Raw genomic sequence first — 18,830 nt, 5'->3', positions numbered from 1 at the left:
AAGTTAAGCGGTGGCTTCCAGTTTTTTAGTTTTATAGTGAAAGCGGAAGAACAACAGCACAGACGCTACCATCAACCCAAGAGATAAACCCCACCAGACACCCTGTACGCCAAACTTCAACGTAAAGCCCAGCAGCCACGCAATCGGCAGACCCAGCACCCAATAAGCCAGGAACGTAATGATCGTCGGCAGGCGCACGTCGCCGAGGCCGCGTAACACACCCAGACCAACCACCTGCGTACCATCAAATAGCTGGAAGAAGGCGGCGATCACGATCAGTTGTGCGGCGATGGCGATTACACCCGGGTCGCTGATATAAAACCTGGGCAGTACATTGCAGAATGCCAAAAACAAGATCGCTGTAATGCTCATCATCACGATCACCATATGATAACTGGCAATCGCGCTTAAACGCAGGCCGAAGAAATTCTTCTTCCCCAAATTATTACCACTGCGGATGCCTGCCGCGGAAGATATACCGCTCGCCATCATGTACGTCATCGATGCCAGCGAAATCGCGATCTGGTGCGCGGCCAGTTCCGCCGCACCAATCCAGCCCACGAGAATTGCCGCACCACCGAAGGCGCTCACTTCAAACACGCCCTGTAAAGCGACAGGGGCGCCAATGCCGGTGATCTTTTTAATAGTAGGCCACTTGTAGCCGCCGGAACGGAAAGTGTCGAGATAAGGTTTAAAATGCTTTGCACGCAGTACGTACCAGGCCATGGTGATGCCCATGATGATCCTGTCCGTCAGTGTAGCAATACCCACACCCAGCACGCCCATTTTCGGCGCGCCGAATAAACCGAATACCAGCGTTACGCCAATGGCAATGTTCAGCAGGTTACCAATAATGCTGATGTTCATCGCCTGTTTCGTGAAACCCAGTCCTTCCGCAAATTGTTTGAAGGTCATAAACACCATCAGCGGCAGCATCGATATGGCCAGGAAAATCAGGAACGGTTTGGCCTGTGCGGCTACGCCGGCTTCCTGTCCCATATAACCAATAAAGTGTGCGCAGCCTAAAATGATACCGCATAACAGGATGCCGGTGACGATGTTCACCAGCAAACTATTGCCCAGCAGGTGTCCGCAGCTTTGCTTGTCGCCCCGGCCGTTCGCCTGCGCGATCAGCGGGGTAAGACCATACGATATGCCAATGCCGCACACCAGGAAGGTGGTGAACATGCTGTTGCCCAGCGATACGGCCGCCAGCGGCACCTTGCCGGTATGGCCGATGATGAGGCTGTCCGAGAGACCTACAAGCGTGTGGCCTAATTGGGAGATAACGATCGGGTAAGCTAAGTAAAAATTGTCCCGGTAATGTTCCCGGTATTTTTGATAAATCTGTTTCATTGTCTTCTCATAAAAATCTACATAAAAAAAAGCCAGCATCCTTTGTGAAGATGCTGGCTGCATAATATCGTGTTACGTTCAACTAGAACGGCGCATCGCCAAAGGATTCATCTTCGAAATCCATATCATTCATTTTGGAGCCCTTCTGTATGTACAGCTTCGCTTCATCGTTCGGGTTGCCACGCATGCCTGCAAAAGAGTTGCCTCCTCCGCCGCCTGGTGCGCCACCGCCGAAACCGTCTACCGGACCATCATCTTCAAAGCGCTGGAATTCCAGTACCGCTCTCAGTTTTACGGTGTCGAGCTGACCGTTACGGTGTTTGGCTATACGCACGTGGGTTTCACCTTTGTTGGATTCGCCCATTTCGTTCGTGGTGATCTCGTAGTATTCAGGGCGGTAAAGGAACAATACCATGTCCGCATCCTGCTCGATCGCACCCGATTCACGAAGGTCACTCAGCTGGGGCATCTTGTTGCCGTCCTTTCGCTTCTCTACGTCACGGCTCAACTGCGACAGTGCGATCACCGGTACGTGTAACTCCTTCGCCATACCTTTTAAGTCACGGGAGATTTTCGAGATCTCCTGCTCACGGTTGCTGTTCTTGCCATCGGCGCTGCCGCTCATCAGCTGCAGGTAGTCAATGATCACGATACCAACACCGCTGTTATGTACCAGCCTGCGGCATTTTGCACGCAGCTCGAAGATATTCAGGGAAGGGGTGTCGTCGATGAAGATCGGCGCTTTCGCCAGTCGTTCGATACCGCGCGTCATCAGGATGCGCATCTCGGTTTCATCGAGTTTGCCACGGGTAATTTTTTCCAGTTTGATCTCCGCCTCTGCCGCGAGGATACGTTGTACCAGCTGGCCGTTAGACATCTCCAAAGAGAAGATTGCCGAGCCTTTGCCGTGCGTTGGGTGCAATGCCGCATTACGGGCAAGGTTCAACGCAAAGGCGGTTTTACCTACCGCGGGACGTGCAGCCAGGATGATCAGATCCGTAGGTTGCCATCCGTAAGTGATTTTATCCAGCGTCGGGAAGCCCGAAGGTACGCCCGTCATTTCCTCACCCTTGTTACGCAGGTCCTCGATACGTTTAATGGTGTTTACCAGTATTTTATCGATGGAGTCGTAGTTCTTGCGAAGGTGGTTATTGGTGATCTCAAAAGTTTGGATTCTGCGGAGTCCAGCAGGTCAAACACGTCGGCCGTATCTTCATAGGATTCGGAAAGAATTTCTCCCGAAATGCGGATCAGCTCACGCTGGATGAATTTCTGCAGTACGATACGGGCGTGTGCCTCGATGTTGGCCGACGATACCACCATATTGGTGAGCCGCGTCACATAAAAGGGGCCGCCTACCTGCTCCAGTTCGCCCGATGACTTCAGTTCCTCTACCACGGTCAGGATATCCACCGGCATAGATTTTCCCGCCAGCCGGAGCATAGCCGAGAAAATGCGCTGGTGCGCATCCACGTAAAAACAGTCGGGCTTCAGGATCTCGATCACCGTGTCAAATGCACCCTTCTCCAGCATCAGGGCGCCCAACACCGCTTCCTCCAGCTCTTTGGACTGTGGCGGTATTTTACCGTAAACCATTGTGGAAAGGTCTACCGATGGCTTCTTCCTGAAATTCCTATCCTTCTTAAGATTGACGTCCATTTATCGCGTGGGCTTAAAATGTGTTAATAAAGTTGGTTACTGTAGTCCGCTGCTTGTGGTGTTTTACAATTGCACTGATCTGTTTTTCAATAGTGGCACAATTATCAAATTGTAAATTTTTTGGAGCCGGGTTGTCTAAGGTAGTCGCTTTTTTCATTTAATCACGGAAGCTCCGGGACTAAAGTTATTCGTGCCTAATGCACAAGCTATACCACAGTAAAACGCGGGTTATCCACCATTGAGTATATTATTATCCACAAAAAGCGGCAGTAATCCCCTTTGCAAATGTCCTTATAAACAATTTCTGTGCAAAAAGAATTTTACGAAATCGCTCACTAAAAACGCTGGGCCGCAAAAGCATATTTGTTAACTTTACGCGGCAACAGAGTGCTTACAAAGGGGCGCAAAGATGCGACTTTACATCGATTATCAAAAATTTTAAACAGCAGCGGGAGCTAACTCGCCTGTATACAGACAACTACAAATGACAATCTCGTACAATTGGTTATGTGAATATTTGCCGGTAAAACCTGCTCCCGAACAACTTTCTGTCATTCTTACGGCCATAGGCCTGGAAGTGGAAAGCCCGGAAGCCTTCGAAAGCATCAAAGGCAGTCTCGAAGGACTGGTGATAGGAGAGGTGTTACATGTTGAAAAACATCCCAACGCGGATAAACTGCGCCTGACCAAAGTAAATATTGGCGGCGACGAGCCGCTGGCGATCGTTTGCGGCGCCCCTAACGTGGCCGTTGGCCAAAAGGTAGTGGTGGCCCCCATCGGCGCTACGATATACCCGGTGAACGGCGATCCGTTGACCATGAAAAAGCAAAGATCCGCGGCGAAGAAAGTAACGGCATGATCTGCGCCGAAGATGAAATCGGCCTTGGCGAAAGCCACGACGGCATCCTCGTCCTCGACCCCGCCCTGGTACCGGGCACGCCCGCACGCGATATCTTCAAACCTATACAGGACCGCGTATACGAAATTGGCCTCACTCCCAACCGTATGGACGCCATGAGCCACATGGGCGTAGCCCGCGACGTGTGCGCCTGGTTGAACAACGCAGAAGAAACGGATAAATATAAGATCGTACTGCCGGCCGCCTGGCCCGCAGGCGCCACTTTCGGTCATAAGCTGGCCGAAGTAGCCACGCCCCGCGACGTAGTGGCCTTCCCTGCCGGTAATAAAATCACGGTAGAAGTGGAAAACACGGCCGACTGTCCCCGGTACAGCGGCGTATCCATCAGCGGTATTAAAGTTGGGGAGTCGCCCGACTGGCTGAAACATCGTTTACAGGCCATCGGCGTTCGTCCTATTAATAATATAGTAGACATTACGAATTTCGTGCTGCATGAAACCGGTCAGCCCCTGCACGCATTTGATGCGGCGGCCATTACCGGCGATAAGGTAATTGTGAAGAACCTGCCCCAGGGCACTCCTTTCATCACTTTAGATGATAAAGAGCGCAAACTGGATGCCCGCGACCTCATGATCTGCAATGGCAATGGTGAGCCCATGTGTATTGCCGGTGTGTTCGGCGGCGCTAGATCCGGCGTAACCGATCAAACTACTGAAATATTCCTGGAAAGTGCCTGGTTTGCACCCGGTACTACCCGCGCCACGTCCGTTCGCCATGGTTTGCGCACGGATGCGGCTACCCGTTTCGAGAAAGGGGTAGACATCAGCAACGTGGTAAACGTGCTGGAGCGTGCAGCCACTTTGATCGCAGAGCTGGGGGACGGTACTATTTCTTCCGCCGTAACCGACGTGTACCCTTACCCGAAACCGAAAACCGAGGTAACGTTCACATACGCCTACGTCCACAAACTGAGCGGCAACGCCTATCCCGTGGAAAAAATCCTGAACATTTTAACCAGCCTTGGTTTCGAAATAGTCTCTGCTGATGATGCAGGAGCCACTGTCACAGTTCCCTTCTCCAAACCCGATATCTCCATTCCCGCTGATATCGTGGAAGAAGTAATGCGCATCGACGGCCTGGATAATATCATGATCCCCACCGCTATTACCGTGGCGCCCAGCGTTCAGCCGCGCCCGGACAAAGAGCGTATCCGCGAAAAGGTATCGAACTACCTGGCGTCCAACGGTTTTATGGAGATTTTCACCAACTCCATCACCAACAGCCAGTACTACGATGCCGCTACGCAGGAAGGGCTGGTGAAAATGTTGAACAACCTCAGCGCCGAGCTGGATACCATGCGTCCTTCGATGCTGGAAACCGGCCTCGAAAGTGTTGCCTACAACCTGAACCGCAAAAACGACAACCTGTTGTTCTTCGAAACCGGTAAAACGTACAAACAGATTGCCGTGGGTAACTACGAGGAGAAAGAGCACCTAGTGATTTACCTCACCGGCGACAAACTCCCCGAAAACTGGATGCATAAGTCGCAGAAGGTGGACTTTTATTTCCTGAAAGGATTCGTACTCAACATATTCCGTCAGCTCGGCATCAGCCTGACCCAACTCGCGGAAGCGACCGTCACTAACCTGGCTCCCGGTTTCGAACTGAAAGTGGGCAATAAGGTAGTAGGGGTGATGGGCAGCGTGGCGCCACAGCGGTTAAAAACCTTTGATATTAAGCAGACTGTTTGGTATGCTGATATTTATTGGGAGGAAGTGATTAAATTACTGCGGAAAGCAGACCGCTTCTACGTAGAAATTCCGAAGTTCCCTGCCGTTCGCCGCGACCTGGCGCTGGTACTGGACAAATCCGTGAAGTTCGCCTCCGTGGAAGAAGCTGCCAAAGGCGTAAAATCATCCCTGCTGCAACAGATCAACCTGTTTGATGTGTTCGAAAGTGAGAAACTGGGGGCGAATAAGAAGTCTTACGCCGTAAGCTTCACCTTCCAGGACCCGCAGAAAACGTTGACAGACAAGGATGTGGATGGTGTGATGAATAAGCTGATAAAGGCATTCGAGTCGCAGCTCGCGGCTGAGATCCGTAAATAATATATGGAACTGGAACAGCACATACAACGCATTGAAGAAAAGACGCACCTGCTGCTGAAAAAACTGCAGCAGGTGCAGTCCGACAATGAACTCCTGCACCAGGAAATAGATTCCAAGGAGCGGGAGCTGGCGCTGTGCCAGAAAACCATTGATAATCTGGAGAATAAGCTGAAGCTGGCCAAAATCGCCAGTGTTACGCAGGGGGCGCCCACCAGTGAAGACGAGGAGTTTAAAAAGGAAATCCGCCGGAAGATTAACGATTACATCGGCGAAATTGACCGTTGTATTGCCATGCTGAATTCGTGATTTACGCGATTTTGCTTTGCAATTTGGTCTAAAATGTTAATATTGTACAGACAAGGACAATCTACTTGTAGGTAAAATTGAAACATGGAGCAGCTGATACCCGTTAACATTGTGGTAGCCGACCGGGCTTACCGCATCAAGATCAGGCCGGAGGAGGAGGAAGATGTGCGCCGCATTATGAAGGAGGTAAACGAAAAAATCGTGGAATTCAGGACGGCATTTGCCGGGAAAGATATTCAGGATTATATAGCCATGGCGCTAATTATGTACGCCACCCACCCCGTTACCAGTGGCGGTAAAGCCCAGGCCAGCGTGGCCCCCTTCCTGTCCGAGAAGTTGCAACATCTTGAAAATCTGTTGAATGAAGGACTGAAATAGCCCATCGAATAGCCGTAAATTATTCATTCTCTGGCGGTTTGCTGCTAAATTTTTGTATTTTCGCGCGGTCTTATGGCCACTCGCCTTGCGCTGGAAAGCAGCAGCAGTAAGGGAGAAATCAATCTTAAAAACAATCTAAAAACACCATAAATGGAGATCACATATATATTAATAGCCGCAGTAGTGGCGCTGGGAGCCGGGATCGGGCTTGGAAAGTTAATCTTCGCGAAAAGTACCCAACATAAAATAGACGAAGCAGAACTGGAAGCGAAAAAAATCGTGACAGAAGCAGAGATAAAAGCGGAAACCATTAAAAGGACCGCATGCTGGAAGCCAAAGAAAAGTTCATCCAGCTGAAAGCAGAATATGAGAAAGAGGTGTTGCAGCGTAACCAGAAAATCAGTGAAGGCGAAAACCGCATCAAGCAGAAAGAGCAGGGCCTGAACCAAAAGAACGAGCAACTGCAGAAACAGGTAGCCGAAAACGAAGCGATCAGGGAAAACCTGTCCCGCCAGATTGAAACGGTCAACATTAAACGTTCCGAACTGGAAAAGCACCAGGAAGAACACATCCGCCGCCTCGAAAAGGTAGCTGGTCTTACTGCCGAAGAAGCCCGCAACCAGCTCATCGAGAGCCTGAAGGAAGAAGCACGCTCCACCGCCCTGGCACACATCCAGGATATCGTGGAAGAAGCGAAATCCAAAGCCAACAAAGAAGCTAAGAAAATCATCATACAGTCCATCCAGCGTACTGCCGCCGAGCAGACCATCGAAAACGCCATCACGGTGTTTAACCTGGAAAGCGACGAAATCAAAGGTCAGATCATTGGCCGTGAAGGCCGTAACATCCGCGCTATCGAAGCCGCAACCGGTGTAGACCTGATCGTTGACGACACCCCGGAAGCAATTGTACTCTCTTCCTTCGACCCATTACGCCGCGAAATCGCCCGCCTCTCCCTGCAACGCCTGGTACAGGATGGTCGTATTCACCCTGCACGTATCGAAGAAGTCGTAGAAAAAACCAAACGCCAGCTCGAAGAGCAGGTAATGGAAATCGGTGAAAGAACGGTAATCGAACTGGGCATCCACGGTCTGCATAAAGAACTGGTACGCCTGGTAGGTAAAATGCGTTTCCGTTCCTCTTATGGTCAGAACCTGCTGATGCACTCCAAAGAAACCGCGAACCTTTGCGGTATCATGGCGGCTGAACTGGGCCTGAATCCGAAACTCGCCAAACGCGCAGGTCTGCTGCACGATATTGGTAAAGTGCCTGATGAAGAAACGGAGCTGAGCCACGCCCTCCTCGGTGCGAAACTCGCAGAAAAATACGGTGAGCACCCGGCGGTCGTAAACGCCATCGGCGCGCACCACGACGAAATGGAAATGGCTTATGTTATTTCCCCGATCATCCAGGCATGTGATGCCATCTCCGGCGCCCGCCCGGGTGCACGCCGCGAGATTATGCAGAGCTACCTCCAGCGTATCAAAGACCTGGAAAACCTCGCTACTGCATACGACGGTGTGGAAAAAGCATATGCCATCCAGGCCGGCCGCGAACTGCGCGTAATCGTAGAAAGCGACAAAGTAACCGACAACGACGCCGATCGCCTTTCTTTCGAGATCGCTACAAAAATCCAGACCGAGATGCAGTATCCCGGTCAGATCAAAGTAACGGTGATTCGCGAGAGAAGAGCGGTGAACGTAGCAAGATAATACCTAACCTTACATTTATATCAGCAAAGGCGCTTCATTTGGAGCGCCTTTTTTGTTAAGATTGATTATCTTACTTCCTCCAAAAACACTATTTGTTATGAAACTCACGTCATTGCTATGCGCAGCCGTTATGCTGTGTTGTGGAAGCCTGCAGGCCCAGAAGAAACAATCGCTCTTTAACGGAAAAGATCTCAAAGGATGGCAGGTATACGGTACCGAAAAATGGTACGTGGAAAAAGGAGAGCTGATCTGCGAAAGCGGACCGGATAAAGAATACGGCTACCTCGCCACCGACAAAAAATTCAAAGACTTTGAACTGACCGTAGAATTTAAACAGGAAGCCAATGGCAACAGCGGCGTGTTTTTCCATTCCTCTATCGAAGGCACCAAGATCACCGGCTGGCAGGCCGAAGTGGCACCTCCGGGTATGTCTACCGGCGGCATTTACGAATCTTACGGTCGCGGATGGCTCATTAAACCCGCTCCCGAAAAGGACAAAGCGCTGAAAATGGGCGAATGGAACAAGATGACCGTGAAAGTAAAAGGTAACAACGTTACCACGATCCTCAACGGCCAGGAAATGATTACGCTGGATGATGCGAAGATCGGCGGGTCAGACGGACAAATCGCCTTACAGATTCACTCCGGCGGAGGCATCAAGGTGAAATGGAGAAATTTATATACGTAAAAGAACTGAAATAAGGATGATGAGCCGCCCCGTAACGGGGCGGTTTTATTTTAAAAAAGATGCTAACTTGCCGCGATGTATTTTTCGAATAAGATAGTCCTGATTACCGGCGCCAGCTCTGGCATCGGTAAAGCATTGGCCCTCGAGCTGGCCAGGCAGCAGGCAAAGCTGATCCTGGTGGCGCGCCGCGCCGAGGTGCTGGCTGAAGTACAGGCGGAGTGCCTGCAATACACGCAACACTGCCAACTCCTCTGCTTCGACTTAAAAAACAGCGAACTCATTCCCGCTAAAGCGGCGGAAGCATTAACGCTGTTCGGCGGACTGGACGTGCTGATCAACAACGCAGGGGTGAGCCAACGTTCGTTGGTGACCGAAACCGCTGCCGAAGTGGATCGCGATATCATGGAAATTAATTTCTTCTCCACCGTATATATGACCAAAGCCCTGTTGCCTCATTTCGTAAAGCAGGGACACGGGCACATCATCGTCATGAGCAGTATGGCCGGTTTGATGGGCTTCCCGATGCGGTCGGCTTACTCCGCCGCGAAACATGCGTTGCATGGCTTTTTCGAAACCTTCCAGACCGAGCAGCCGGTGAAAGATTTACATACGCTGATCGTATGTCCCGGCCGCATCAACACGCCTATCTCCTTATCAGCCTTAACCGGTAGCGGTGAAAAGCACGGCAAGATGGACGACGGACAGAAAAACGGTATTCCGGCCGATAAATGTGCGCAGATCATTCTGCGGGCGGCCGAGAAGAAAAAGAAACTCATCAAAATAGCAAAAGAAGAAAAGATCCTGCTGGCCATTAAACGGGTGCTGCCGAACTTGTTTTACAAGATTGCGCACAATGCCGGCATGAAACAATAACTGTATATCCTTAAATAAAACAATTACATGTCACAAACTGCTTTTTCGGAATGTATCACCGGTGTGCAACAGATCGGTGTAGGCGTTAAAGATTTGCAGACGGCCAAGTTCTGGTACAAAAAATTCCTGGGGATGGAAGTATTGGTATTTGATGATAAAGCCGATGCGCCTTTGATGACCATCTATACCGGCGGTAAGGTACATTCCCGTCACGCATTGCTGACCCTGAATATCGCCGGTGGCGGTGGAATGGAAGTTTGGCAATATGTGAGCAGAACGCCTGTTCCGGCCGATTTCGCTGTAGCCTTCGGCGACCTCGGCACCTTTGCTGCCAAGATCAAATGCAACGACATTGATGCCGCACACCGCTTTTACCTGGCCGAAAACGCCACCGTATCCGCTATCGTGGAAAGCGCGCACGGCAGCCGCCATTTCTGGCTTACCGATCCGCAGGGCAACTACTTTAACATCGTAGAAGGCCACGACTGGTTTCGCGATCCCGCTCCCACGCACGCGGTGGGCGGTGTTTACGGCGCAGTGATCGGCGTAAGCGATATCGATAAAGCCCTGAAGCTGTACCGCGATGTACTCGGCATCAACGAGGTGATATATGATGTGACAGGCACTTTCAAAGACATCCCGCAGCCGGAATATGCCGGGCAGCAATACCGTCGCGTACTCCTGCGCAAACGCGCAAAGAGAACGGCGCCTTCAGCCGCCTGTTAGGTGGGGTGGAAATTGAACTGGTGCAATGCCCGGAGCGTAAGCCCAACAAAATATTCGAGGGCCGCTACTGGGGCGACTTAGGCTTCATTCACCTCTGCTTCGATGTGATTGACATGGCCACCCTGAAAAACCAGGCCGCCGCCGCCGGTTTCCCTTTCACGATCGACAGCGCCGACTCATTTTCCATGGGCCAGGCCGCAGGTCGTTTCGCTTATTTAGAGGATCCCGATGGCACATATATCGAACTGGTAGAAACACACAAAGTACCCATCCTGAAAAAGATCGGCTGGTTCCCGGACCTCACGAAACGTAAGGTGCAAAAGCCGCTGCCGAACTGGATGATCGGGTGTATGGCGTGGAGTAAAGTGAAATAACTTATAAAAAAGCATCGCGGTGAGCGATGCTTTTTTATCTATTTAGAAAAGAGACTTCTCAAATAGTTCCTATCCTCCGCCTTCAACTTTCCATAATTCATCAACCTCCACCAGGCATCGCGGAACTTACCCACCGTCCAGCCTAACACCGGCATGGCAATAATTCCGAGTAATCCCCACGGCCCCAGCCAGATGCAGGACAGCGCGGAAATCAGCAATGCATATACAGGATACGCGATCATCAGCAAGCCTAAAAAAACAGAGCCGAAGAATACCGTACGCGCCGTTTTCTTACGGGCAAAGTTGCGGATGGGGTAGTAGAACGGAGCATTGATCAGGAAGCCGGCCAGCGCGGGGACAGCCAGTACCAGCGCGCTCAGGAAAGAGAACAATAATTGTCCGCCGTTCCGGCAATGGCTTTGTGACCGGGTGTATTGAAGAAGGATAAACGTTCTTTAGGTGTTTGTTGCAGCTTGGCGCCCATGGCGTGCAGCACATCTTTATCGGCCGTGGGAGCGTTGTACAACATGGCGGCATAAGTAGCCGCATAGGTGGCGTCCTCATTCGGGAAGTGGAAGACCGGTCTTCCATGCTTTCCGTGAGTACGCGGTTTACCTGTAACGGATTCACCATACCTTTGGCGGCTTCGACCGTTTTAGCACTGATGGGCGCGCCCACATTTATATAGATGCTGCTGTTGAAATCTTTAAAAGAACTGTAGTTAACGCCGATCGGCAATATCGTGAGGTCTTTGGTGCCGGCGTCTTCCCAGGCGCTGATGGCCATGCGGGCCGTACCTTTTTTCAACGGGCGCAGTTTCCATTCCTGTATACAGATGCCTTCGGCGAAAATGAGTACAATCCCATTTTTACGGAAAATCTCCGGCAACGCTCAAAGGTCTCGTCGTTTTGTCCCATATTTTCCTTGCCTTCACTGATGCGAAAGATGGGGATGTTGTGCAATGCCTCCAGCAGCTTGCGGGCGGTGGGTTTCCGGAACGCGTCGCCGCGGGCCAGGAAATGCATGTCGCGGTTGAACAGGGCGCCGAGGATCATTGCGTCCAGAACGAGCCGGAGTGATTTACTGCCAGCAATAAAGGGCCTTTCAGCTGCGTAAAGTCGTAACCGCGCAGGTGCAGGCGGTTGCTGAAAATCTGCAACGCGGTTCGGCAGGTATATTTAGCGTATTTGTATAACAAAGTCTTAGTTAAAAAGTGCCCCGCAAGATAATCAAAATCCGTCATTTGCTGCCTGGTGGCCGTGGGGTCTACCGTTCAGCAAAGAGTTAACCTGTGTTTAATATTGCCGTTATATCTTTAAGACATGAAGAACTTACTGATTGCTTTGTTCCTGGTAGCTGCCGGTATGCAGCAAACCAACGCCCAGCAAATGAATGTGGCGACTTTCAACCTCCGGTACGATAACCCGAAGGATTCCGGAAACCTGTGGAAAGACCGCAGGCAGGCGGTATCGGCCCTGATCCGCTTTCATGATTTCGATATTTTCGGCACGCAGGAAGCGCTGAAGAACCAGCTGGATGACGTGGCGTCTGCCCTGCCCGGTTACACCTATTATGGTAAAGGCCGCGACGATGGGAAGGATGCCGGTGAGCATTCTGCTATCTTCTTCAAAAAAGATAAATTCAAACTGCTGGATAAAGGTGACTTCTGGTTGTCTGAAACACCTGATAAACCAGGCCTCGGCTGGGATGCTACCTGCTGTAACCGCATCTGCTCCTGGGTACGTCTTGAAGATGTTAAAACGAAGAAAAGTTTCTACTTCTTTAACGTACACTACGATCACCAGGGCAAAGTAGCCCGCCGCGAAAGCAGCAAATTGATCCTCGCTAAAATCGCCGCTATCGCTGGCAAACAACCCGCTATCCTGACCGGCGATTTCAATGCACGTCGTGAGAGCGAGCCTTATAAATTGCTAGCGGCTTCCAGCCAGGTAAAAGATGCGATAACAGCAGTGAAAGTGCCGTATGCGCTGAACTCATCTTACAATGGTTTTGGCCGGGATCTGGATGCCGAAGGGGTGATTGATCATATCTTCATAACACCGCAGTTTACGGCTTCTAAATGGGGGATTCTGACGGATACTTATCAGGGTAAATTTCCGTCTGATCACTTTCCTGTGATGACGGTACTGCAACTGAAGAAATAATTCTTAGTGATAGAAAGGGAAAACCCCGGGAGGATCTCCCGGGGCTTTTTTTTTATGATTGTTTCGAATCATTACTGTCTTTGTCGTCGTCTTCGTCTTCTTCATCGTCATCTTCGTCTTCTTCGTCTTCTTCATCGTCTTCTTCCTCGTCGTCATCGTCATCTTCCACTTCGTCTTCACCTTCTTCCACTTCGTCCTCATCTTCTTCTTCGGAGTCATCACCTTCTTCCGCTTCACCTGCCGCCTTCGCCGCTTCTAATTCTTCTAAGTACATCGGATCGTCTTCCTCGGAATGTATCGCAATTCTTTCTATACTTACACCATCTTCCCGAACAGTGAGCCATTTTTCAATGACATCGCCATTTTCGTCGGTATAAGTCGTATACGTAGTGTCCCCTTCATCGGCATCGTTCTCTTCCTCCACCACTTCCGATGAAGCCTCCAGTCCGGCAGGTCCTTCCTCACTCTCCCCTTCGTCAGAAGGTTCGTAGTGCGGCGTTACACTATCGTCGATCATCAGGGTCGTGGTTTCGGTCAGTTCTCCACTCTCGGATACGATAAAGTGGCCGTCCGCTTCCAGTTGTTCCTCGGTATCGATGGGAGCGAGGGTGGTAGGGCTGTCTTCGGCCTGGTCCATCAGGGTAGGCTGCACCAATTCTTCTTCAAATACCTCTTTCAGTTTAGGCAGATCGGCGGGGAATTGATGCCGAAGTAGTCCATAAAGGCTTTGGAGGTTTTGTAGAGCAATGGTTTGCCGGGTAAATCCTCGCTGCGGCCGGAAATGATGATCAGCTCCTTTTCCAGCAGTTTGGTGATGGAATAGTCCGTACTCACGCCGCGGATATGTTCGATTTCACCTTTGGAGATTGGCTGCCGGTAGGCAATGATCGAAAGGGTTTCGAGGGCGGCGGTAGAAAGTCGTTTCAGGTATTTTTCACCGTTGAGCTGTGCAACGGTCTGGTAGTAATTACGTTTGGTCAGGAACTGGTATCCGCCACCGCTTTCCCGCACTTCAAAGGCATAGAACTCGGAGTGATATTTTTCCATGATAGCTTCAATGGCGGTATCCACCTGCTCCTGTGAGGCACGGTCTTCCAAAAAAGCCAGCGCATTATTGAGCAGTTCGAGTATGTCCGCCGCCGGGAGTGGACGGTCGGCAGCAAAAATCAGGGCTTCCACATGGGGGATGAGCTGGGAGATTTCCATATCGGTTCTTGTACTTTGAATGGCCCGGGAACCTGCGTCCCCGGCTTAAAGAAAAAAAGTCAAAGACCGAAAATACAGTCTTTGACCTGATTCGAAAAATATAAAAAAAATGCTGTTGATTTTTTGTGCATAAGATTAACCCACCAGCGCAGCTGCACCGCTCACGATCTCGGTCAGCTCCGTAGTGATCGCAGCCTGACGGGCGCGGTTGTAGGAAATCTTCAGGGTGCGGAGGATTTCAGCAGCGTTCTCTGATGCTTTATCCATCGCAGTCATACGGGCGCCATGCTCAGAAGCCTGGCCGTCCAGTACGGCCTTGAAGAACTGCGTGTTCAGAATTTTCGGCATCAGCTCGGCAATCAGCACCTCTTTCTCCGGTTCGAAGATGTAGTCGGCTTTGATACCTTTGCTGGCAGTATTCTCCACTTTCGCTACGGGCAGGAACTGTTCGGTGGTAAACACCTGGGTAGCTGCGTTGCGGAACTGGCTGTATACGAGTTCCACTGCATCGAACTGCTCGTTTACATAACCTTCCATGGCAACCGCCGCGGCAGATTTAACGGAGTCGAAAGACAGACCGGAGAAAATGTTCCAGTGGCTGGAAATCACGTTGTAACCGGCTTTAGAAAACGCTTCGAAACCTTTTTTTGCCGATGGGTAGAATGGTTACGTTGCCTTTAGAGTATTGCTCGCTGTATTTTTCGCGGATCAGTTGTTTGGCCAGCTTGATAATGTTGGAGTTGTAAGCACCGCAAAGTCCCCTGTCCGAGGTAACTACCACGATCAGTACATTGGTTACCGGCCTTTCTGCTGCCAGATCCAGTTCCGGTCACCTTCGGTGTTGCTCACGATGTTTTGCAGCATTTCCTGCAGTTTTACCGCATAAGGGCGCATTTGCAGAATGGCGTCCTGCGCGCGGCGCAGTTTTGCAGCGCTCACCATTTTCATGGCTTTCGTGATCTGCTGGGTAGATTGTACAGATTTTATACGGTTGCGAACTTCTTTAAGCTGTCCAGACATATAATATGATGAATTTATATAAAAGGGCGGGCCCCTCTTTTTCGGGTGCAAAGGTAAGTAAACAAGGGGTAATTCGGAAATACCGGCGACGGTTTAATTTTTCCACCGGGCTGATGTTATTTTACCATAAGACGAGCGCCGAACACCCCATCCAACTTTTCGCCAGTATGGGGGAATGCCTGTAGCAGAGGTATTTACTGCCGCTGAAGGGAGTGACACAACTGCGGCCCAGTAAAGAACCAGCGCTTGCTACCATAAAAAAGCCCGGTCTCACAACCGGGCTGCTATAAGTTATTCGTTATCAATCTTCGGCTCACGCAGTTCCACCGGCTTTTTGGTGTTCTTGCGCATCTTCATGTTAAGGAGCTCTACCAGGAAGGAGAAGGCCATCGCGAAATATACATAGTTCTTCAAGTGCATATCGTGGGCAGCCTCGGCACTCCAGCCCTCTACGATCAATACTACGCCTACCATCACCAGGAACGACAGGGCCAGCATTTTGAACGTCGGGTGTTTGTGGATGAAATTGCTGATTTTAGGCGCGAAAAGGAACATCACGAACATGGCGATAATAACCGCAACGATCATAATCGGTACGTGTTTAGCCAAACCTACGGCCGTAATGATACTATCGAACGAAAACACGGTGTCGATCAGGATGATTTGCCCGATGATCGGTCCCAGTTTGGCCGTGCCGCCGGCAGCGCCCTGCTGCAGGGTAGCTTCTTCCTCACCTTCCAGTTTGTGGTGAATTTCCATCGTGGTTTTGATGAGCAGGAACAAACCGCCACCCAGCATGATGAGGTCGCGGAGGCTGAAGCCGTGTCCGCCAATGGTAAATAATGGATGCACGGCCCGTACAATGTACCCGATGCACAGCAACAGGATCACCCGTACGCCGATACCGGTAAACATCCAGATGCGGCGGGCCGACAGCCGTTTTTCCACCGGCAGGCGGTTCATGACAATGGACACGAAAATTACGTTGTCGATACCCAGTACTACTTCCATGAGCACCGGGGTAAACAGGCTGATGATTGCATCAGCCGTCAGGAATTGTTCCATGATTTATTGGGTGTTGTTTTACTTGCTGAGTCCCGAACAGATTTTTTTACGATGGCGGGTCCTTCGTAGATAAACCCGGTGTATACCTGTACCAGCGCCGCGCCCGCGTCCAGTTTTTCCTGCGCATCTGCCGCAGTAAAAATGCCGCCTACAGCAATAATCGGGATATTGCCCCCGATTTACGGTGAATGTACCGGATCACTTCCGTCGCTTTTTCCTTTACCGGCAGCCCGCTCAGTCCGCCCATCCCGATCTTTTCCAGTTCTGCGGCTGGGGTATTAAGTCCTTCGCGGCTGATGGTGGTATTGGTGGCTACGATGCCCGCCAGTTTGGTTTCGTGCACAATTTCTATGATGTCGTCCAATTGCTCCTGGGTTAAGTCCGGCGCAATTTTCAACAGGATCGGTTTGGCTTTGGGTTTCAGTGCATTAATAGTTTGCAGGTGGTGCAGCAGCTGTTTCAGCGGCTCCTTTTCCTGTAGGGCACGCAAACCCGGGGTATTGGGCGAACTTACGTTTACCACGAAGTAGTCTACACTGTCGTACAGCGCATGGAAACACTTTTCGTAGTCGCTTACGGCATCCTCGTTCGGCGTCAGTTTATTTTTACCGATGTTGCCTCCTACGATGATGTTCGACTTCCGCAGCTGCAGCCTTTTTGGCCGCGGCTTTGGCGCCTTCATTATTAAAGCCCATCCGGTTAATGAGCGCACCATCGGCCGGCAGGCGAAACAGGCGGGGTTGCTCGTTGCCGGGTTGTGCCACCGGCGTCACCGTGCCAATTTCCACAAATCCGAAGCCCAGCTGGCTCAGTTCGTCAATATATTTGGCGTCTTTATCGAAGCCGGCAGCCAATCCTACAGGGTTGCTGAAGGTCAGTCCGAACACTTCTTTCTGAAGACCGGTATTGTCCGGGCGGCAGAAAGCGCCCAGCACGTTTTTCCCGAACGGAAGACCGTTGATTACCTTTAAACCACGCATTACGCCGTGGTGAATGCTTTCAGGAGGAAAGCCGAAGAGTATTTTTTTAATTAATCCGTACATGCGTGGTGCAAAGATAAAGGATCGGCCCATATCCTTATATATGAGCTTTCACCAATATTTACTATTATTCGCCGGTTGGCCTTGATAATTGCCCGGGGCAGTTTACATTTGCCTTCGTTAATCGCACCATGGAGTTACGGGAATTTGAAAAGATATTTAAGGAACATCACCCGCACTGTCTCGCCTTCGCTACCCATTACATAGGGGATCCGCTGAATGCCGAGGAGGTTGTGCAGATCGTGTTTACCCAGTTATGGGAAAAACGCGGCAGCATTGCCATCACGGGTTCCGTAAAATCTTACCTGTTTACTGCCATTCGTAACACCGCCATTAGCCAGTGGCGCAAGCAGCAGGTGCGCAGCGGCAAAGAAACCGATTTTGGCCAGCTGCAAAACGCCACCGCCGAAAACAACGTACAGGCCCGGGAGTTGGAGCGCATGTTACACCAGGCCCTGGAAAAGCTGCCGGAACGCTGCCGCGAGGTATTTGTGCTCAGCCGCCAGCAACACCTGAAATACGCCGAAATTGCCACCGTGATGGATATTTCTATAAAAACCGTGGAGAACCAGATGGGGAAAGCCCTGAAAATCCTGCATGGCGAACTGAAGGAATACCTGCCGTTGGTTTTATTGTACTGGCTGTCTTAAAAAAGTTAAACCGGCGCATAGGGGTAAATTTATCCTGAAGCGTCATATATAAAAGGTACACTGTTTACATGAACGAATTGCATCCCGACGAGGCGCTCTATACACTACTCTGCAAGTATCTGCTCAATGAAGCGGATGCCGTGGAGCGGCAGTGGGTAGATACCTGGCGACAAGACAGCGCAGCCAATGAGGCGGTGCTGGACGGGGTGCGTAAAATGCTGGCGCCAATGCCAATCGCGGCCGCCGTGGATACGGAAGCCTCCTGGCAAAGACTGCTCCACACCATTCAGCCCGAGGCGAAGGTGCTGGAGATGCCCCCGCGTAAAAAGCGCACCTGGGCGTGGGCGGCCGCAATATTAGCCGTGGTGGCCTCCGGCGTGGTTTGTGGAACGTGGTAACAAAAGAAAATACACCGGAACTGGTGCTCAACGGTCTGCAGGAACAAACACTGCCCGATGGGAGTAAGGTGAGGCTCGACAGCGCCTCCGAGTTACGTGTTGCCGCGGACTTCGGGAAAAAGGAAAGAACGGTGTTCCTGAAAGGAAAAGCCTTTTTGATGTAACAGATGATGCAGCACATCCGTTTGAGGTACGGATGAACGAGGATATGGTAGTGCGGGTGCTGGGAACGCAGTTTACGATCGAC

28 protein-coding genes and 1 pseudogene are annotated in these 18,830 nt (G+C 51.0%); 13 read left to right on the top strand and 16 right to left on the bottom strand.

The window, feature by feature from the left end:
• Positions 1-3: 3 nt before the first annotated feature.
• The 3 genes from MKQ70_RS22945 to MKQ70_RS22935 all read right to left on the bottom strand — a co-directional run bounded on the left by MKQ70_RS22945 (position 4) and on the right by MKQ70_RS22935 (position 3,015).
• The gene (locus MKQ70_RS22945) at positions 4-1,356 is read right to left on the bottom strand and encodes an MATE family efflux transporter (RefSeq protein WP_248074577.1); all 1,353 of its coding nucleotides are present in this window, start codon (positions 1,354-1,356) and stop codon (positions 4-6) included.
• 82 nt (positions 1,357-1,438) lie between these two features.
• Entirely contained in the window at positions 1,439-2,467 is a 1,029-nt protein-coding gene (locus MKQ70_RS22940; RefSeq protein ID WP_248081576.1) for a replicative DNA helicase, read from the bottom strand.
• Positions 2,461-3,015 carry a replicative DNA helicase gene (locus MKQ70_RS22935; protein ID WP_248074576.1) on the bottom strand — a complete coding sequence of 185 codons (555 nt, stop codon included), beginning with the start codon at positions 3,013-3,015 and terminating at the stop codon, positions 2,461-2,463. Before MKQ70_RS22935 ends, MKQ70_RS22940 begins: the two co-directional genes overlap by 7 nt.
• Before the next feature lie 517 nt (positions 3,016-3,532).
• Between MKQ70_RS22935 and MKQ70_RS22930 the strand changes: the two genes are divergently transcribed.
• From MKQ70_RS22930 to MKQ70_RS22885, 9 genes and pseudogenes are all read left to right on the top strand, one after another.
• The gene (locus tag MKQ70_RS22930; RefSeq protein WP_282456674.1) at positions 3,533-3,874 is read left to right on the top strand and encodes a hypothetical protein; all 342 of its coding nucleotides are present in this window, start codon (positions 3,533-3,535) and stop codon (positions 3,872-3,874) included.
• Positions 3,871-5,982: a phenylalanine--tRNA ligase subunit beta gene (gene pheT, locus MKQ70_RS22925; RefSeq protein WP_248081574.1), complete on the top strand. Its 2,112-nt coding sequence runs from the start codon at positions 3,871-3,873 to the stop codon at positions 5,980-5,982. Before MKQ70_RS22930 ends, pheT begins: the two co-directional genes overlap by 4 nt.
• 3 nt (positions 5,983-5,985) lie before the next feature.
• Positions 5,986-6,288 carry a hypothetical protein gene (locus MKQ70_RS22920; RefSeq protein ID WP_248074575.1) on the top strand — a complete coding sequence of 101 codons (303 nt, stop codon included), beginning with the start codon at positions 5,986-5,988 and terminating at the stop codon, positions 6,286-6,288.
• Between the two features lie 84 nt (positions 6,289-6,372).
• Entirely contained in the window at positions 6,373-6,666 is a 294-nt protein-coding gene (locus MKQ70_RS22915; protein ID WP_248074574.1) for a cell division protein ZapA, read from the top strand.
• A gap of 150 nt (positions 6,667-6,816) precedes the next feature.
• Positions 6,817-8,378: pseudogene (rny, locus tag MKQ70_RS22905) on the top strand (ribonuclease Y).
• Between the two features lie 97 nt (positions 8,379-8,475).
• Positions 8,476-9,066: a 3-keto-disaccharide hydrolase gene (locus MKQ70_RS22900; protein ID WP_248074571.1), complete on the top strand. Its 591-nt coding sequence runs from the start codon at positions 8,476-8,478 to the stop codon at positions 9,064-9,066.
• Positions 9,067-9,141: 75 nt separating this feature from the next.
• Positions 9,142-9,939: an SDR family oxidoreductase gene (locus MKQ70_RS22895; protein ID WP_248074570.1), complete on the top strand. Its 798-nt coding sequence runs from the start codon at positions 9,142-9,144 to the stop codon at positions 9,937-9,939.
• A 27-nt stretch (positions 9,940-9,966) separates the two neighbouring features.
• Positions 9,967-10,665: a VOC family protein gene (locus tag MKQ70_RS22890; protein WP_248074569.1), complete on the top strand. Its 699-nt coding sequence runs from the start codon at positions 9,967-9,969 to the stop codon at positions 10,663-10,665.
• 5 nt (positions 10,666-10,670) lie between these two features.
• On the top strand, positions 10,671-11,039 hold the full coding sequence (locus MKQ70_RS22885; protein ID WP_248074568.1) for a VOC family protein: 369 nt from the start codon (positions 10,671-10,673) through the stop codon (positions 11,037-11,039).
• Between the two features lie 38 nt (positions 11,040-11,077).
• On the opposite strand, the gene MKQ70_RS22880 is transcribed toward MKQ70_RS22885, so the two are convergent.
• From MKQ70_RS22880 to MKQ70_RS22865, 4 genes are read right to left on the bottom strand one after another with little or no spacing between them, the layout of a single operon-like run.
• Positions 11,078-11,431, bottom strand: coding sequence for a hypothetical protein (locus tag MKQ70_RS22880; protein ID WP_248074567.1), 354 nt, complete (start codon positions 11,429-11,431; stop codon positions 11,078-11,080).
• The gene (locus tag MKQ70_RS42565; RefSeq protein ID WP_372490022.1) at positions 11,331-11,927 is read right to left on the bottom strand and encodes a 1-acyl-sn-glycerol-3-phosphate acyltransferase; all 597 of its coding nucleotides are present in this window, start codon (positions 11,925-11,927) and stop codon (positions 11,331-11,333) included. Before MKQ70_RS42565 ends, MKQ70_RS22880 begins: the two co-directional genes overlap by 101 nt.
• Complete coding sequence (locus tag MKQ70_RS22870; RefSeq protein WP_248074565.1) at positions 11,843-12,094, bottom strand: lysophospholipid acyltransferase family protein; 252 nt, start codon at positions 12,092-12,094, stop codon at positions 11,843-11,845. Before MKQ70_RS22870 ends, MKQ70_RS42565 begins: the two co-directional genes overlap by 85 nt.
• The gene (locus MKQ70_RS22865) at positions 12,091-12,237 is read right to left on the bottom strand and encodes a lysophospholipid acyltransferase family protein (protein WP_248074564.1); all 147 of its coding nucleotides are present in this window, start codon (positions 12,235-12,237) and stop codon (positions 12,091-12,093) included. The genes MKQ70_RS22870 and MKQ70_RS22865 overlap by 4 nt, the downstream gene beginning before the upstream one ends.
• A gap of 124 nt (positions 12,238-12,361) precedes the next feature.
• On the opposite strand from MKQ70_RS22865, the gene MKQ70_RS22860 reads away from it, so the two are divergent.
• Positions 12,362-13,204 carry an endonuclease/exonuclease/phosphatase family protein gene (locus tag MKQ70_RS22860; protein ID WP_248074563.1) on the top strand — a complete coding sequence of 281 codons (843 nt, stop codon included), beginning with the start codon at positions 12,362-12,364 and terminating at the stop codon, positions 13,202-13,204.
• A gap of 52 nt (positions 13,205-13,256) precedes the next feature.
• Here the strand turns inward: MKQ70_RS22860 and MKQ70_RS22855 are convergent, their stop codons facing one another.
• The 9 genes from MKQ70_RS22855 to MKQ70_RS42555 all read right to left on the bottom strand — a co-directional run bounded on the left by MKQ70_RS22855 (position 13,257) and on the right by MKQ70_RS42555 (position 17,568).
• Entirely contained in the window at positions 13,257-13,856 is a 600-nt protein-coding gene (locus tag MKQ70_RS22855; protein WP_248074562.1) for a hypothetical protein, read from the bottom strand.
• A 23-nt stretch (positions 13,857-13,879) separates the two neighbouring features.
• A complete protein-coding gene (scpB, locus tag MKQ70_RS22850) occupies positions 13,880-14,410 on the bottom strand; it encodes an SMC-Scp complex subunit ScpB (RefSeq protein ID WP_248074561.1) in 531 nt (176 codons plus the stop codon).
• A 135-nt stretch (positions 14,411-14,545) separates the two neighbouring features.
• A complete protein-coding gene (locus MKQ70_RS39310) occupies positions 14,546-15,019 on the bottom strand; it encodes a F0F1 ATP synthase subunit gamma (protein ID WP_308199134.1) in 474 nt (157 codons plus the stop codon).
• Positions 15,020-15,032: 13 nt separating this feature from the next.
• Positions 15,033-15,191, bottom strand: a complete 159-nt coding sequence (locus tag MKQ70_RS39305) for a F0F1 ATP synthase subunit gamma (RefSeq protein ID WP_308199133.1) — start codon at positions 15,189-15,191, stop codon at positions 15,033-15,035.
• A gap of 14 nt (positions 15,192-15,205) precedes the next feature.
• Positions 15,206-15,430, bottom strand: a complete 225-nt coding sequence (locus MKQ70_RS39300) for a F0F1 ATP synthase subunit gamma (protein WP_282456673.1) — start codon at positions 15,428-15,430, stop codon at positions 15,206-15,208.
• A 291-nt stretch (positions 15,431-15,721) separates the two neighbouring features.
• Entirely contained in the window at positions 15,722-16,495 is a 774-nt protein-coding gene (locus tag MKQ70_RS22840; RefSeq protein ID WP_248074560.1) for a TerC family protein, read from the bottom strand.
• Entirely contained in the window at positions 16,480-16,608 is a 129-nt protein-coding gene (locus tag MKQ70_RS39295; RefSeq protein ID WP_282457556.1) for a hypothetical protein, read from the bottom strand. Before MKQ70_RS39295 ends, MKQ70_RS22840 begins: the two co-directional genes overlap by 16 nt.
• Positions 16,609-16,643: 35 nt before the next feature.
• On the bottom strand, positions 16,644-17,177 hold the full coding sequence (locus MKQ70_RS42560) for a dihydroorotate dehydrogenase (protein ID WP_372490021.1): 534 nt from the start codon (positions 17,175-17,177) through the stop codon (positions 16,644-16,646).
• Positions 17,101-17,568 carry a dihydroorotate dehydrogenase gene (locus MKQ70_RS42555; RefSeq protein ID WP_372490020.1) on the bottom strand — a complete coding sequence of 156 codons (468 nt, stop codon included), beginning with the start codon at positions 17,566-17,568 and terminating at the stop codon, positions 17,101-17,103. The genes MKQ70_RS42560 and MKQ70_RS42555 overlap by 77 nt, the downstream gene beginning before the upstream one ends.
• Positions 17,569-17,666: 98 nt before the next feature.
• On the opposite strand from MKQ70_RS42555, the gene MKQ70_RS22830 reads away from it, so the two are divergent.
• From MKQ70_RS22830 to MKQ70_RS22820, 3 genes are all read left to right on the top strand, one after another.
• Positions 17,667-18,185 carry an RNA polymerase sigma-70 factor gene (locus MKQ70_RS22830; RefSeq protein WP_248074559.1) on the top strand — a complete coding sequence of 173 codons (519 nt, stop codon included), beginning with the start codon at positions 17,667-17,669 and terminating at the stop codon, positions 18,183-18,185.
• A gap of 140 nt (positions 18,186-18,325) precedes the next feature.
• Positions 18,326-18,583, top strand: a complete 258-nt coding sequence (locus MKQ70_RS22825) for a hypothetical protein (protein ID WP_248074558.1) — start codon at positions 18,326-18,328, stop codon at positions 18,581-18,583.
• Positions 18,577-18,747 (top strand): FecR domain-containing protein, encoded by a 171-nt coding sequence (locus tag MKQ70_RS22820; protein ID WP_248074557.1) that lies wholly within the window; start codon positions 18,577-18,579, stop codon positions 18,745-18,747. Before MKQ70_RS22825 ends, MKQ70_RS22820 begins: the two co-directional genes overlap by 7 nt.
• Positions 18,748-18,830: the final 83 nt, after the last annotated feature.

This window comes from Chitinophaga sedimenti, assembly GCF_023156195.1.
Taxonomy (GTDB): Bacteria; Bacteroidota; Bacteroidia; order Chitinophagales; family Chitinophagaceae; genus Chitinophaga; species Chitinophaga sedimenti.
Note: the sequence above shows the minus strand (reverse complement) of the source record. Positions and strands in the feature narration are given on the sequence as shown.

Bases quoted from the DNA above. Each gene is read 5' to 3' on its own strand.
- MKQ70_RS42560 (WP_372490021.1), bottom strand. From the start codon at position 17,177: ATGAAGGCGCCAAAGCCGCGGCCAAAAAGGCTGCAGCTGCGGAAGTCG.
- MKQ70_RS39300 (WP_282456673.1), bottom strand. From the start codon at position 15,430: ATGTCTGGACAGCTTAAAGAAGTTCGCAACCGTATAAAATCTGTACAA.
- MKQ70_RS22920 (WP_248074575.1), top strand. From the start codon at position 5,986: ATGGAACTGGAACAGCACATACAACGCATTGAAGAAAAGACGCACCTG.
- MKQ70_RS22895 (WP_248074570.1), top strand. From the start codon at position 9,142: ATGTATTTTTCGAATAAGATAGTCCTGATTACCGGCGCCAGCTCTGGC.
- MKQ70_RS42555 (WP_372490020.1), bottom strand. From the start codon at position 17,568: ATGGGCCGATCCTTTATCTTTGCACCACGCATGTACGGATTAATTAAA.
- MKQ70_RS22935 (WP_248074576.1), bottom strand. From the start codon at position 3,015: ATGGACGTCAATCTTAAGAAGGATAGGAATTTCAGGAAGAAGCCATCG.
- MKQ70_RS22945 (WP_248074577.1), bottom strand. From the start codon at position 1,356: ATGAAACAGATTTATCAAAAATACCGGGAACATTACCGGGACAATTTT.
- MKQ70_RS22860 (WP_248074563.1), top strand. From the start codon at position 12,362: ATGAAGAACTTACTGATTGCTTTGTTCCTGGTAGCTGCCGGTATGCAG.
- MKQ70_RS22900 (WP_248074571.1), top strand. From the start codon at position 8,476: ATGAAACTCACGTCATTGCTATGCGCAGCCGTTATGCTGTGTTGTGGA.
- pheT (WP_248081574.1), top strand. From the start codon at position 3,871: ATGATCTGCGCCGAAGATGAAATCGGCCTTGGCGAAAGCCACGACGGC.
- MKQ70_RS22870 (WP_248074565.1), bottom strand. From the start codon at position 12,094: ATGATCCTCGGCGCCCTGTTCAACCGCGACATGCATTTCCTGGCCCGC.
- MKQ70_RS22890 (WP_248074569.1), top strand. From the start codon at position 9,967: ATGTCACAAACTGCTTTTTCGGAATGTATCACCGGTGTGCAACAGATC.
- MKQ70_RS22915 (WP_248074574.1), top strand. From the start codon at position 6,373: ATGGAGCAGCTGATACCCGTTAACATTGTGGTAGCCGACCGGGCTTAC.
- MKQ70_RS22840 (WP_248074560.1), bottom strand. From the start codon at position 16,495: ATGGAACAATTCCTGACGGCTGATGCAATCATCAGCCTGTTTACCCCG.
- scpB (WP_248074561.1), bottom strand. From the start codon at position 14,410: ATGGAAATCTCCCAGCTCATCCCCCATGTGGAAGCCCTGATTTTTGCT.
- MKQ70_RS22830 (WP_248074559.1), top strand. From the start codon at position 17,667: ATGGAGTTACGGGAATTTGAAAAGATATTTAAGGAACATCACCCGCAC.